This window comes from Acidovorax sp. 94 (assembly GCF_003634645.1).
Taxonomy (GTDB): domain Bacteria; phylum Pseudomonadota; class Gammaproteobacteria; order Burkholderiales; family Burkholderiaceae_C; genus Acidovorax; species Acidovorax facilis.
Map to the genome: position 1 here is coordinate 2,086,990 of NZ_RBJA01000001.1, position 13,816 is coordinate 2,100,805.

Here is a 13,816-nt window from a genome sequence, read left to right on the forward strand (position 1 = left end):
CTGGGGTTGCCCAGGTGCTGCAGGCCGTTTGTCGGCAAATATAGCCCACAATGCCCGCCTGCATTGACAACATGGGAGACACAAGATGCCCGGTTACTCCGACCCCGGCTTTGACACGCTGGCGCTGCACGCAGGCGCGAGCCCCGACCCCGCCACTGGCGCGCGCGCCACGCCCATCCACCTGACCACGTCGTTCGTCTTCGAGTCGAGCGACCACGCGGCTTCGCTGTTCAACCTGGAGCGCGGCGGCCATGTGTACAGCCGCATCAGCAACCCCACCAACGCGGTGCTGGAACAGCGCGTGGCAGCACTGGAAGGCGGCGTCGGCGCGATTGCCACCGCCAGCGGCCAGGCCGCGCTGCACCTGGCGATTGCCACACTCATGGGCGCGGGCAGCCACATCGTGGCCAGCACGGCGCTGTATGGCGGCTCGCAGAACCTGCTGCACTACACGCTCTCGCGCTTTGGCATTGAGACCACCTTCGTCAAACCCGGCGACATTGACGGCTGGCGCGCCGCTGTGCGCCCCACCACCAAGCTGTTCTTTGGCGAAACCGTGGGCAACCCAGGCCTGGATGTGCTGGACATCCCCACCGTATCCTCCATCGCGCACGAGGCCGGCGTGCCGCTGCTGGTGGACTCCACGCTCACCTCGCCCTGGCTCATCAAGCCCTTCGAGCATGGCGCCGACCTGGTCTACCACTCGGCCACCAAGTTCCTCTCAGGCCATGGCACCGTGGTGGGTGGCATCGTGGTCGACGGCGGCAGCTTCGACTGGGACGGCCCAAAATCCGCCGGCAAGTTTGCCGAGCTGACCCAGCCCTACGACGGCTTTCACAACATGGTGTTCACCGAGGAGAGCACCGTGGGCGCCTTTCTGCTGCGCGCGCGCCGCGAGGGCTTGCGCGACTTTGGCGCCTGCATGAGCCCGCACACGGCCTGGCTCATCCTGCAAGGCATTGAAACCCTGCCGCTGCGCATGGCGCAGCACATGCGCAACACCGAGAAGGTGGTCGAATTTCTGGCCACACAGCCCTTTGTGTCGCGCGTGGGCCACCCTATGCTGGAGTCGCACGGGAGCCACGCCCTCGCGCAAAAGCTGCTGCCGCGTGGCGCGGGCTCGGTGTTCAGCTTTGACCTCAAGGGCAACCGCGAGCAGGGCAAGAAGTTCATCGAAACCCTCAAGGTCTTCAGCCACCTGGCCAATGTGGGCGACTGCCGCAGCTTGGTGATCCACCCGGCCAGCACCACGCATTTCCGCATGAGCGACGAAGCGCTGGCGGGCGCAGGCATCAGCCAGGGCACGATCCGCCTGTCCATCGGCCTCGAAGATGCCGACGACCTCATTGACGACCTGAAACGCGCGCTCAAAGCCGCAGAAAAGGCGGGGGCCTGACCATGCACATCCAAGTCAACGGCGCCGCCATCTACTGCTACACCGGCGGCAAGGCATTTGATGCCGCCAAACCGACCGTGGTGTTCATCCATGGCGTGCTCAACGACCACAGCGTGTGGGCCCTGCAAAGCCGCTACATGGCCAACCACGGCTGGAACGTGCTGGCCATCGACCTGCCCGGCCACTGCCGCAGCAGTGGCGAGGCGCCCGCCACGGTGGAGCAAGGCGCTGACTTCATCGGTGCGCTGCTCGATGCCACCGGTGTGCAGCGCGCAGCGCTGGTGGGCCATAGCTGGGGTTCACTCATTGCCATGGAGGCGGCCGCGCGCCTGAAGGACCGCATCAGCCACCTGGTGCTGGTGGGCACGGCGTTCCCGATGAAGGTCTCGCCCGCACTCATCGAAGCGTCACAGACCGACCCCGAGAAGGCGATGCGCATGGTCAACGTGTTCTCGCGCAGCACCTTGTCTGCGCCCCCATCGGCCCTGGGCCCAGGCACCTGGGTGTTTGGCGCGGGCATGGCGCTGGGGCGCAAGGTGCTGCGCAGCAATACGGCGGTCAACGTGTTCCACCGGGGGTTTGTGGCCTGCGATAGCTACACCGGCGGCGAAGCCGCCATGGCGCAGCTGACATGCCCGGTGCTGTTTGCGCTAGGCAGCCAGGACCAGATGACACCGCCCAGAGCCGCGCAGGGCCTGGTGAATGCGGCACGCGCAGCAGGCAAATCCGTGTCGATGGCCAACCTGCCGGTGGGCCACAACCAGATGACCGAGGCGCCGGAAGAAACGCTGTTCGCGCTGCGCGACTTTCTGGCCCGCTGAGCAGCGCTCCGCACGCGTCCCGGCCTGGAGTCAGGCCGGGACGCGCCGCCATGCGGGCCACTGCCACTGCGTGAAAGCACGCAGCAGCCATTCCACCGGACCATAGGCTTGCGTGGCCATCCAGCGGTGGCTCCACGCCAGCTGGGTGGCGTACAGCACCAGCACGCCCAGCACCACCCACCCAGGCGACACTTGGCCCACCAGCGCCAGTCCGTAGGCCGTAAAGACCAGCGCCCCCACCAGCGACTGCAGCAGGTAGTTCGTCAGTGCCATGCGCCCCGCTGGTTGCAGCGCAGCGCCCAGCCGGCGGCCGGCTGGGCCGCGCTGCAGCAACCACAGCAGCAGCGCGACATAGCCGAAAGTGAGAAACGGTGCCGTGGCCAAATCCACTGCCAGTGCAGCCAGACCCACATGCTCGGGCGAGTGAGCGCTGCCGCCTCCCTGCGTAGAGGCATAGAACAACGCGCCCGCCACACCGACAGGCAGGCAGCACACCATCCAGCGGCGCAGTCGCGCGGGGTGCTGCGCCACAGTGGCCAGATAGCCGGTGCGGTGCGCCGCCAGCCCCAACAGGAACATGGCCAGCGCACACGGGCCCTGCACGAACACCAGCACAAACCACACGCCCTCGGCCATGTCCCACCCGCGCTGCGCAATGGCCTCCAGGGCACTGGCGCGATACGCTTGCGCGGCTTGCTGCGCCTTGGCGTGCAGCTCTGCCAGGGGCAAGTCCATCGGCGGCACCTGCGCCGCCAGCCAGGCCAACAGGCCCCAGCCAGCGGCAGTGGCACCCAGCAGCACCAGTGCCAGCACCACTGCCGCGCCCGGACGCACGTCCCGCCATGCGAGCAGCAGCACACCCAGCAGCGCATAGGTAACCAGGATGTCACCCGCAAACAGCAGCCACGCATGCGCCAGCCCCAGCAATGCGAGCCCCAGCAAGCGCCGCAAAAAACGCGGCACGAAAACGCTGCCGGTGCGCCGGGCAGCGTCCATCTGCAGCGCAAAACTGTAGCCAAACAGCATCGAGAACAGCAGATAGAACTTGGTCTCGAAGAAGAAGCTCACCAGCCAGCGCACGGCGTGGTCCACCGGCCGCGAGAAGGCCGGGTCAGACACCCCCACGCCAAAGTAGGTGGAGGCAAAGCTGCCCGCATTGACCATGAGGATGCCCAGCAGCGCCAAGCCGCGCAGCGCGTCGATGGCGTGTTCGCGGCCCCCTGCGGGGGCAGCGAAGGACGGGGTGGTTGTGGATTCCGTGGAAGTCATCCTGGCGATGGTGACAGAACCTGTTCAACGACAGCCCACGGCATCTCATGTCCACAGTGGCACTGCATTTTCAAGGGCTTGGGCGTATAAAGCGTTTGGCATCAGGTAGCCCCACCCCCAAGGAGACAACGATGGACATCAGTGCCCCCCACACCACGACCACCGACCCGCGCACCTTCAAGCGTTTCGCCGACTTCTACCCCTTTTACCTCGGCGAACACAGCAACCCCACTTGCCGCCGCCTGCATTTCGTGGGCTCCACGCTCACCCTGGTCTGCCTGGCCATGCTGGTGGTCACGGGCAAACCGCAGTACCTGCTGTATGGCCTGCTGTGCGGCTACGGCTTTGCCTGGGTGGGTCACTTCGGCTTTGAGAAGAACAAACCCGCCAGCTTCAAGCGGCCGCTCTACAGCTTCATGGGCGACTGGGTGATGTACAAGGACATCTGGACGGGGAAGGTGCCGTTCTGAAGCGGTGATTCGCCACAGCTGTCACGGCGATAAATTCAAGTAAAAACAGGTCCTAGCGCTTATCCAGAAAGCGCCAGCAGCTATATATTCGATAGCTTACATGGGCACGGCCCGCTGCGCGCCCAGGCCGGGGTCAGCGCCTGCGCCCACCTGCAGCACATCCTCCAGCAGCAACCCGTCCAGCCGGGCCTGTGACCACAGCGGCTGCAAGCTCTCGGCGCGCTCCAGCAGCAGGCGCTGCACCAGCGGCGCCAGGGGTGTCGCGCCCGGGTTGGCCAGCAGCACATAGCGCGGCTCGGGCACGTCCGATGCGTCCACCGCCGCATCGTTGACCTGGCCCACCCAGTCCAGCGCGGTCAGCGCCTCGAGCACCGGGGCCAGCTGCAGCACATCCACCCGCAGCAACTGGGCGAGCTGGCCGGGGCGCAGGCCTTTGAGGGGCTGGTGGCGCACGCGGTGCAGTTGCTGCAGCACCTCCACTGCCAGTTGAAACGTCCAGCCCGCCACGGTGCCGCGCCGCGCCACACCTGCCAGCAAGCTGGGCAGGTAGGCCGTAACCACCGCGCCCAGCAGCACGATGACCCAGGCCACATAGATCCACACCAGCAAAATGGGCAGCGTGGCGAATGCACCGTACACCACCGAATACGTTGGCACCTTGCCGAGGTACAGCGCCAGCACCTTCTTGGCCAGCTCGATGCACACGGCCACGAACAGCCCACCCGTCCAGGCGTGCCGCCACTTCACCGGCGTGTTGGGCACATAGTGGTACAGCGACGCCATGCCCCCCGCCAGCACCACAAACTGGATCGAATCGAACAGCAGCTGCACACCATCGGGCAGGCGCTTGACCAGCCCGCCCGAGGCCGACATTACATACGACGTGAGCGCCAGACTCGCCCCCATGAGCAGCGGGCCGAGTGTGATGGCGGCCCAGTAGATCAGCACCCGCTGGCCCAGCGGCCGCAGCCGCTGCACGCGCCAGATGTCGTTGAGGGTGCGGTCGATGGTGAGGATCAGCGCCAGCGCCGTGGCCAACAAAATGCTGAAACCTGCCACCCCCAGGCTGCTGGCCTTGGCCGCAAACTGCGTGAGGTAGCCCAGCACCTGTCGCGAGATGCTGTCGGGCACCAGGCTGTTCACCAGCCAGCCCTGCAGCGCATCCTGCAGCTTGCCGAAGATGGGGAAGGCCGTGAACACTGCCAGCGCCACGGTGAAGAAAGGCACCAGCGCCAGGATGGTGGTGAAGGTCAGGCTGCTGGCCGTGAGCCCCAGATGGTCCTCACGAAAGCGCTCACGCAGCGTCTGGGCCGTGGTTTTCCAGGGGAAGTGCGACAGCTCGGTCACCAGCGCCTCCGCGCGCTGGGCCACTGCCTGTAAGGACAAGGACATGGCCGATATGATGCCACCCCAATGACCGCATCACCTTCTGCCCCGCCCGCCCTCCCCGTTCCCGCAGACAGCGCTGTGGAATCCACGCGCTGGCTGGCCACCGGCAGCCTGCTGGCGCTGATTGTTCTGTGCCTGGCCTGGGAGCTGGTGCTGGCCCCGTTGCGCCCTGGTGGCTCATGGCTCGCACTCAAGGCGCTTCCGCTGTGCATCCCGCTGGCGGGCATTCTCAAGAACCGCATGTACACCTACCGCTGGGTCAGCCTGGTGATCTGGCTGTATTTCACCGAAGGCGTGGTGCGCGGCTGGAGCGACAAGCCCCCGTCGCAGTGGCTGGCCTGGGCCGAGGTGGCCCTGTGCCTCGTGTTGTTCACCGCCTGCACGCTGCATGTGCGGCTGCGCCAGCGCAATGCCAAGGCGGCTGCAGCCGCCTCTGCTGCAGCCTGATGCCAACCTCCTCTTTTCATCGCCTTGAAGAAGAAACTCCTTGACCATGACCACTCTGCTTGACACCCTGCGCGCCATCGTCGGCCCCGCCAATGTGATCACCGAAGGCGACCTCTCTGCCTGGGAGCAGGACTGGCGCCGTCGCGTGCGCGGCAAGGCCCTGGCCGTGGTGCGTCCCGCCAGCACGCAGGAAGTGGCGGCTGTGGTCAAGGCCTGTGCAGCAGCAGGCACCGCCATCGTGCCCCAGGGCGGCAACACCGGCCTGGCCGTGGGCTCCACGCCCGACGACTCGGGCACGCAGATCGTGCTGAGCCTCACCCGCATGAACGCGGTGCGCAGCGTGGACACCGACAACCTCACCATGACGGTGGAAGCTGGCTGCATCCTGCAGAACCTGCAGGATGTGGCGCAGAACGCGGGCGTACTGTTCCCCCTGAGCCTCGCGGCCGAGGGCAGCTGCACCATTGGTGGCAATCTGGGCACCAACGCAGGCGGCACACAGGTGGTGCGCTACGGCAACGCGCGCGACCTGTGCCTGGGGCTTGAGGTGGTCACCGCCCAGGGAGAGGTGTGGGACGGCCTCAAGGGCCTGCGCAAGGACAACACGGGCTACGACCTGCGCGACCTGTTCATCGGCAGCGAAGGCACGCTGGGCATCATCACCGCTGCGACGTTGAAGCTCTACCCCCAGCCCGCCGCCAACCTCACAGCCTGGGCCGCCGTGCCGTCGATGGAACACGCCGTGGCCTTGCTTGGCCTGGCGCACAAGCAGCTGGGGGCGGGCCTTACGGGCTTTGAGGTGATGGGCCAGTTTGCGCTGAGCCTGGTGGGCAAGCACATGCCGCAGCTGCGCGTGCCCTTTCTGGGCGACGACAACGCGCCCTGGTGCGTGCTGCTCGAAAACTCCGACAGCGAATCCGAAGAACACGCGCGTGCACGGTTTGAGTCGCTGCTGGAGACCGCGTTTGAAATGGGCTGCGTGACCGACGCCGTGGTGGCAGAGAACCTCACGCAGGCCCACCAGCTCTGGCACATCCGCGAGAGCATTCCGCTCGCCCAGGCCGAAGAGGGCCTGAACATCAAGCACGACATCTCGGTGCAGATCTCGCGCATCCCCGCCTTTGTGGCCCACACCGACGCGGTGCTGCAGCGCGAGATCCCCGGCGTGCGCCTGGTCAACTTCGGCCACCTGGGCGACGGCAACCTGCACTACAACGTGCAGGCGCCCGCCGAGGGCGACCCCAAGGCCTTTCTGCGCGAGCACGAAGCCCATGTGAACCACCTCGTCTATGAGGCCGTGGCCGAGTTCGGCGGTTCATTCTCGGCCGAGCACGGCATTGGCGAACTCAAGGCCGACAAGCTGGAGAAGTACCAGTCGCCTGTGGCCATGGGCATGATGCGCGCCATCAAGCAGGCGCTGGACCCGCAGGGAATCATGAACCCGGGGCGGGTGCTCCAATAAATCTACTGGAGGTCACCCCATGACCGCTGCGGTTACCGTGCGCCCCGTCCAGCCCGAAGACTATGCCGCATGGCGCCCGCTCTGGGACGGCTACAACGCGTTCTACGGCCGCTTTGGCGCCACAGCGCTGCCCGAACACATCAACGCAACCACCTGGCAGCGCTTGCTGGACCCGGCAGAGCCCGTCTTCTGCCTCGTGGCGCACGACGCTGCGGGCGGCAAGATCCTCGGGCTTGCGCACTACCTTTTTCACCGCAGCACAACACGCATCGATCCCATCTGCTACCTGAGCGACCTGTATGCCAACGAAGCCGCGCGGGGCCGGGGCGTGGGACGTGCGCTCATCGACGCCGTGTACAGCGCAGCGCGGGCAGCCAAGGCATCGCGCGTGTATTGGCAAACCTACGAAACCAATACCACCGCGCGACTGCTGTACGACAAGATGGCCAAGCACCATGGGTCCATCGTCTACTCGCAGGAACTCTGATCAACGCCTGCCGGCCACGCCGAGATTTACTATGAAAACAATAGCTGATTGCGCTTACACATCAAGCGCCAGGGCCATTTTTTATTAACATTCTCGCTTCCAACAACTGCCATAACCCTGATGGACAGGGCACTCGGCGAGGTCGTGGCTCTGGGCATCGCGTTCCACGCGGCCCAGAGCCCCCTTCAGAACACCTTGCGCATCGGCTGTGCCTGCAGCCCTGCCCAAGACTGCACTGCACCTGCGGGTTCATAGCCATTGCGGCGGTAAAAAGCCTCCGCCGTTCGCGTGCTCTCCAGCCCCAGTGCCGCCAGCCGCGACTGTCGCGCGTGAGCCTCGGCCTCACGCAGTAGGGCGTGGCCTACGCCCTGGTGCAAGGCCTCTGGCACCACATAGCACAACGCCAACGTGGCCCTCGCCAGCAGCGCAAAGCCCACCATCATTCCGCCCCGGTATGCGCCCCACACCGCAGCGCCCGGCGCGGACATCCACGCAGCAAGGTTCTCGGGCGTCTTGTTGGCCAGCCAGGCCGTCAGGATAGCGGGGTCATTGGCATGGTCGAGCACGCAGCAGTGGGTGATGGACCGACGGATGACCGTGCAGGCGGCTTCTGCCGCCTCGGGGCCCACCGGGATGATCTTTGTGCCCTGAGGCACTGCGCTAACCGCAATCACGCCGAAACCAGCCCTGCAAGCGCGACAGCCAGCACAGCGAGCACCCCATAGAACAACAAGCCCACGAATATCAGGCCATTGGTCGTCACCACACGCTGTCCTTCATGCCGGAACGACAGTGCGCCCGCTGCACTCCAGGTCCGCGCTTCGTTGCTGCCCCAGCGCTCAGAGCGCCAGCGGCCCAGGCCGACCACCCGCACCACCTGAGCACCCGTGAAGACGATCAGCACTTCAACCACTGACCACAGCATCGCAACCAGAAACTCCGTCATCGGCATCCTCCGCAAATCTGCGACGGGAAATGATAGACGGCCTGCCACTCCAGAGACGGTGACCGAACCCCCATGTCAGCGCGGGTCTTGGGCTGCGGGATGCTGCTGGTTCCATGCGCGGGCAGCTTCCCAGCCCGGCGGCACGCAGCCTTGCTCCATCACGCACAAACTGGCGCAGGCCAGCGCATGGCGCAGCGCCTGCTGGCACGCATCGGCCGCCAGCGCTTCGACAAACCGCACAAAGCTCGCACCACCGGCAGCCTGCGATTGCCGCAGCAAATGCGCCAGCAGCCCGGCCAGAAAGCTGTCGCCCGCGCCCACGGTGTCCACCACTGGCAGCGGCTGGGCCTCTTTGGCAAAACGCTGCACGCCGTTGCGGTGCAGCAGCCAGGCGCCTTCCGCGCCCAGCGTGAGCGCCAGCAGATGGGCCTGTGGGTTGGCGGCCAGCAGGTGCTGTGCGCGGGCCAGGGCATCCACACCAGACACGGCCAGATGCTCCAGGTCTTCGTCGCTGGCCTTGATGATGTGGGCATGGGCCAGCGCGGCGTGCACCGTGGTGCGGTAGGCCGCCAGGTCGGGCATGACGGAGGGGCGCAGATTGGCATCGACCACCACACAGCGGCCTGCGGCGCGCTGGGCGGCCAGCCACGGCAGGTAGATGGCAGTGTCACGCGCGTCGAGCGCCAGCGCGCCGGTGCACACCAACTGCAGCCCGGGCAAGGTGGCGCAGCTATCGCCCAGACCTGCAGCGGACACGGCGCGGTCGGCCACGCCTTCGCGGTAGAAGGCGTAGTCGGGGTGGCCATGTGAGTCGAGATTGACCACGGCCAGTGATGTGACCGGCTGCACGGGCTCGGGCTGGGCCAGCACCACGCCGTCAGCCACCAGTTGCGCAGCCAGTTCACGCCCAAAACGGTCGCGCGACAGGGGGTTGAGGTACTGGGTGCCCACGCCCTGTCGCGCCAGCGCGCGGCACAGGTTGTAGAGCGCGCCGCCCAGGCACGGCAGGTAGCTGCCATCGGGGCGGCGGATCAGGTCGATGAGGGCCTCGCCGGCAATGGCGGCGTGGATGGGCGCTATGCCGTTGGAAATCGTGGATGCGGAAGTCATGGACGTTTGGAAGGAAGCAGACAGTGCGTCAGAACTGCGATTGCAGCGCGGGGTACAGCGCGACAAAGCGGGCATAGCGTTCGGCCAGCTGGGCTTGTTGTGCGGGCTGTGGCATGAAGGTGGCGTCAGCGGGCAGGGGCTGGCACCAGTGGGCTTCGTCACCACCGCAGGCCATGGCGGCGAGGCGCGCGGCACCTAGGGCTGCGGCAGCGTGTGCGCCCTGCGGGCGCTGCAGTGGGGTGCCCAGCGCGCTGGCCAGCAGCTGCGCCCAAGGGCTGCTGCGTGCGCCACCCCCGACGAGCGCCAGGGGCGCATCACTCCGACCTGTGTCACTACCCTTCCCCGGCCCTGCGGCGCGCATGGCGTTGAGACCATCGAGCAGGCCAAAGCCCACGCCTTCCATCACGGCATAGGCCAGGTCCGCCGCTTCGTGCTCGGCCCGCAGGCCCATGAACACGCCGGTGGCAGCCGCGTTGTTGTGCGGTGTGCGCTCGCCACTCAGGTACGGCAAAAACAGCGGCGCCTGCGCCTGGCGGGTGGTGTTGAGGACGCTGACGGCGTCAGACAGTTGCGCCTCGTCGCCACGCCCCGTCAGCCGGGTGACCCAGCCAAACGCACTCGCTGCACTGAGCATGACCGACATGTGGTGCCAGCGCTGCGGCAACGCATGGGCAAAGGCATGCACGGCGCGCTCGGTGGCAGGCGCAAAAGCGTCCGTCACGCGAAAGACCACACCCGAGGTGCCCAGCGACACAAAGCCCTGCCCCGCAGTACGGGCGCCCACGCCCACGGCACTGGCGGCGTTGTCGCCCGCGCCAGCAGCCACGACGATGCTGTCACCGAGCCCCCAGCGGCGTGCCACATCGCTGCGCAGTGTGCCGGTGGGCGCAATGCCCTCGGCCAGCGCAGGCATGTGCGAAACATCGAGCCCACAGGCTTGCAACATGGCCGGGCTCCAGGCGCGCGCCTGCACGTCCAGCCACAGCGTGCCCGATGCGTCGGACATGTCGCTCGCCATATCGCCAGTGAGTTGCAGGCGCAGCCAGTCCTTGGGCAGCAGCACGTTGCGGATGTGGTCGAACACGGCGGGCTCGTGCGTGCGCAGCCACAGCAGCTTGGGCGCGGTGAAGCCGGGCATGGCGAGATTGCCGGTGATCTGGCGCGAGGTGGGCACAGCCGATTCCAGCTGCGCACATTCGGCGCTGGCGCGGCCGTCGTTCCACAGGATGGCCGGGCGCAGCACCTGGCCCTGCGCGTCCAGTACCACCGCGCCATGCATATGGCCCGAGAGGCCGATGCCCCGCACCTGCGCCCACGGTGCGGGAGCCTGAGCGCGCAACTGCGCCACAGCAGTCTCCACGGCGGCCCACCAGTCGGCGGGGTGCTGCTCGCTCCAGGTGGGCTGGGGGCGCAGCTGGGGCACGGCGGCATCTGCCGTAGCGACCACAGTGTGCGCATCGTCCAGCAGCAGGAGCTTGACACCCGAGGTGCCTAAATCGATTCCGAGGTACATGGGTGATGGACGGATGTCAGTGATTCACAGTGAAAGCCATGGCCCGGTCTTTGCCTTTGGCGGGCTGCGTGCAGGGGTCACGCAACAAGGGCCTCCCCCCCTCTCGGGGTGCAGATCCGGCTGGGGATCAGGAAGTCTTTCCAAACCTTCCAGCGCCCTGCTTGCGGTACTCGCTGGGCGTCATGCCCTTGATGTCCAGAAAGCGGCGGTTGAAGTTGGCCATGTTGTTGAAGCCCACGTCATAAGCAATGTGCGTGATGTAGCGCTCGGTCTCCATCAGCAGCTGGCACGCGCGGTTCACGCGCACCAGATTCACAAAGTCGGTGAAGGTATTGCCCGTGGCGCGGCGGAAGAAGCGTGAGAAGCGGCTCTCCGTCATGCCCAGCTCCTGCGCCAGGTCGGCCGCCGACAGCGGGTCGGCCAGATGGTCGGTGATGCGGCTCACGATGGCGTTGATCTGGTCGAGCTGGGTGTCGTTGTCCTCGCTTTGCAGCTGCGTGCTCGACAGCAAGCGAAAGTCGGTGCAGCGCGCCAGGTCGCTCATGAACTCACAGAAAGCGCCGAACCGGGCGAGCCCCTGGCGCGCCTTGATGCGGTGCCAATGCTCTTGCGCCTGCGCTTCCATGCCGAAGAACTCCACACCGTGGCGCGCGCGCTCCAGCAGAGGCAGTACCTCGCGCAGCTCGGGGATGGTCTCGCTGCTGGCCACCAGCGGCGCGTGCGAGAACTGGATCACCAGGTCGCGCAGCGGCACGCCGCCTTCGGGCAGGTCCATGCTGATCCAGTTGTGCGGCAGGCGCGGCCCGGTCAGCACCAGGTGGCCGGGCTGGAACTGACCGATCCAGTCCCCCACAAAGACCTTGCCAGAGGTGGCCGTGATCAGGTGCAGCTCGTACTCGTCGTGGTAATGCCAGCGCGCCAGCGGCGTGGGAAACCCGTGCGACAGGCAACGGATGAAGCCCGCCGTCTCGGGCGACTCGTAGCCCAGCGCGGGCGAGCGCACATAGTCGTGCTCCAGCTCGGGCTTGGTCTGGCGCGGGGCGATGGGCATCTTCACGGTCATGGCGGTAGTGGACTCAAATTACACCAGCATCAGGCGCCTGTCCGCTCCGCCACAAAAGCCAGCACGCGGGCATAGGCTTTGCGCAACGCGTCCACCAGTTGGGGGTGGCCGGCCATCTCGCCCCACAGGGTCGTGTCGGCCGCATACGCTGCCACGGGGTCAGCGGCATCGCAGATGGCATGGGCCACGGCGGGGTCCATGGCCTGGTCCTGGTAGGTGTAGGGAATCTGCCCCGCGTGCCAGCGCTGCAGGTAGGCCAGGAACAGCGCTGGCAGCATGGCCACGCTGTCGAACGAAGCGTTGCGCGCGAGCTTGTCGCGGATAGTGGGCGCAATCATGCCGGGGATCTTGGAGAACGCATCCATGGCCACGCGCTGGTTGGTGTCGGCAATGGCAGGGTTGCCGAAGCGGTCCAGCACCACGTCGCGGTACTGCTCCAGGTTGATGGGGCATGGCTGCTCTGGGGTGTGGAGCACCGGGATCGCGTCGTCGGTGACGTAGTCGTAGGCCATCTGGCGAATGGCCGCGTCGTGTGTGCCTTCGTGGATGTACTGGTAGCCCGCCAGCGTGCCCGCCCAGGCAATGCAGCTGTGGGTGGCGTTGAGCAGGCGGATCTTGGCCTCTTCGTGCGCCTGCACCGACCGCACCATCTCGACGCCGACCGTTTCCCACGCGGGGCGGCCTGCGATGAAGTCGTCTTCAATGACCCACTGGATAAAGCTTTCACCCATGAGTGCTGCCTTGTCATCCCAACCTGTTGCAGCCTTCACGCGCTCGGCCACATCGGGCGTGGGGCGCGGCGTGATGCGGTCCACCATGGCGTTGGGGCTGGTGGTGTTCTGCTCTACCCACTCTTTGAGTGGCGCATCGCCCAGCGCCTCGATGAACTGCAGCAGCCCGCCGCGCGAGCGGTCGCCGTTGTGGCGCAGGTTGTCGCAGTTCATCAGCGTCACGGCGCCCGCACCGGCTGACCTGCGCGCGCGCAGGATGCTGACCAGACCGCCGTAGATGGTGTGGCCTGCCTGGCCCGCCTTCACGGCCGCCAGGTCGGCGCGCAGGTCGGCAAACGTGGGCCAGTCGAGCTGGTTCTGGGCATCCAGGTAGTAGCCCGCTTCGGTCACCGTGAAGCTGATGATGCGCGTGGCAGGGTCGGAACCCATGGCAATCAGCGGGGCCAGGTCATCCTGGTAGGGGATCACCCGCTGGATCGACTCGATGACGGTGTAGTTGCGCTCGCCTTGGGGGGTGACGGTTTCGAGCGTGTAGCGCCCATCCTGCGCTTGCAGCGCCGCGATGGTGTCGGCCATGTCCGGGCGCAGGTTGCCGCCCGCGATGGCCCAGCGAGTGTCTCCCTGCTGGCGCAATGCGTGAACGTAAACGGCCTGGTGGGCGCGGTGGAACGAGCCCAGGCCCAGGTGCAGGATGAAATTCATGGTGCGTGAC

The 13,816-nt window shown here is 66.5% G+C and carries 14 protein-coding genes; 6 read left to right on the top strand and 8 right to left on the bottom strand.

What is annotated here, in order from left to right; genetic code table 11:
• The first annotated feature begins 85 nt into the window (after positions 1–85).
• Complete coding sequence (locus C8C94_RS09660; RefSeq protein WP_121420562.1) at positions 86–1,396, top strand: O-acetylhomoserine aminocarboxypropyltransferase; 1,311 nt, start codon at positions 86–88, stop codon at positions 1,394–1,396.
• A gap of 2 nt (positions 1,397–1,398) precedes the next feature.
• A complete protein-coding gene (locus C8C94_RS09665) occupies positions 1,399–2,217 on the top strand; it encodes an alpha/beta fold hydrolase (RefSeq protein WP_121420563.1) in 819 nt (272 codons plus the stop codon).
• Between the two features lie 30 nt (positions 2,218–2,247).
• Here the strand turns inward: C8C94_RS09665 and C8C94_RS09670 are convergent, their stop codons facing one another.
• A complete protein-coding gene (locus tag C8C94_RS09670; RefSeq protein ID WP_199731227.1) occupies positions 2,248–3,486 on the bottom strand; it encodes a DUF418 domain-containing protein in 1,239 nt (412 codons plus the stop codon).
• Positions 3,487–3,617: 131 nt separating this feature from the next.
• On the opposite strand from C8C94_RS09670, the gene C8C94_RS09675 reads away from it, so the two are divergent.
• Positions 3,618–3,956, top strand: coding sequence for an Mpo1-like protein (locus C8C94_RS09675; RefSeq protein WP_121420565.1), 339 nt, complete (start codon positions 3,618–3,620; stop codon positions 3,954–3,956).
• A gap of 96 nt (positions 3,957–4,052) precedes the next feature.
• On the opposite strand, the gene C8C94_RS09680 is transcribed toward C8C94_RS09675, so the two are convergent.
• On the bottom strand, positions 4,053–5,348 hold the full coding sequence (locus C8C94_RS09680) for a YihY family inner membrane protein (protein WP_121420566.1): 1,296 nt from the start codon (positions 5,346–5,348) through the stop codon (positions 4,053–4,055).
• A gap of 21 nt (positions 5,349–5,369) precedes the next feature.
• Here C8C94_RS09680 and C8C94_RS09685 point away from each other — a divergent pair, with 21 nt between their 5' ends.
• From C8C94_RS09685 to C8C94_RS09695, 3 genes are read left to right on the top strand one after another with little or no spacing between them, the layout of a single operon-like run.
• On the top strand, positions 5,370–5,792 hold the full coding sequence (locus tag C8C94_RS09685) for a DUF2069 domain-containing protein (RefSeq protein ID WP_121420567.1): 423 nt from the start codon (positions 5,370–5,372) through the stop codon (positions 5,790–5,792).
• Between the two features lie 46 nt (positions 5,793–5,838).
• Positions 5,839–7,254 (top strand): FAD-binding oxidoreductase, encoded by a 1,416-nt coding sequence (locus C8C94_RS09690; protein ID WP_121420568.1) that lies wholly within the window; start codon positions 5,839–5,841, stop codon positions 7,252–7,254.
• Between the two features lie 19 nt (positions 7,255–7,273).
• Positions 7,274–7,741, top strand: a complete 468-nt coding sequence (locus C8C94_RS09695) for a GNAT family N-acetyltransferase (protein WP_121420569.1) — start codon at positions 7,274–7,276, stop codon at positions 7,739–7,741.
• A 185-nt stretch (positions 7,742–7,926) separates the two neighbouring features.
• Here the strand turns inward: C8C94_RS09695 and C8C94_RS09700 are convergent, their stop codons facing one another.
• From C8C94_RS09700 to dalD, 6 genes are all read right to left on the bottom strand, one after another.
• Positions 7,927–8,397, bottom strand: a complete 471-nt coding sequence (locus tag C8C94_RS09700) for a GNAT family N-acetyltransferase (protein ID WP_233573441.1) — start codon at positions 8,395–8,397, stop codon at positions 7,927–7,929.
• A 14-nt stretch (positions 8,398–8,411) separates the two neighbouring features.
• On the bottom strand, positions 8,412–8,687 hold the full coding sequence (locus C8C94_RS09705; RefSeq protein ID WP_055402739.1) for a hypothetical protein: 276 nt from the start codon (positions 8,685–8,687) through the stop codon (positions 8,412–8,414).
• A 75-nt stretch (positions 8,688–8,762) separates the two neighbouring features.
• A complete protein-coding gene (locus tag C8C94_RS09710) occupies positions 8,763–9,797 on the bottom strand; it encodes a PfkB family carbohydrate kinase (RefSeq protein WP_121420571.1) in 1,035 nt (344 codons plus the stop codon).
• A gap of 28 nt (positions 9,798–9,825) precedes the next feature.
• Positions 9,826–11,310 carry a xylulokinase gene (xylB, locus tag C8C94_RS09715; protein WP_121420572.1) on the bottom strand — a complete coding sequence of 495 codons (1,485 nt, stop codon included), beginning with the start codon at positions 11,308–11,310 and terminating at the stop codon, positions 9,826–9,828.
• A 127-nt stretch (positions 11,311–11,437) separates the two neighbouring features.
• Positions 11,438–12,373, bottom strand: coding sequence for an AraC family transcriptional regulator (locus C8C94_RS09720; RefSeq protein ID WP_056743668.1), 936 nt, complete (start codon positions 12,371–12,373; stop codon positions 11,438–11,440).
• 29 nt (positions 12,374–12,402) lie between these two features.
• The gene (dalD, locus tag C8C94_RS09725) at positions 12,403–13,806 is read right to left on the bottom strand and encodes a D-arabinitol 4-dehydrogenase (RefSeq protein ID WP_121420573.1); all 1,404 of its coding nucleotides are present in this window, start codon (positions 13,804–13,806) and stop codon (positions 12,403–12,405) included.
• Positions 13,807–13,816 lie beyond the last annotated feature (10 nt).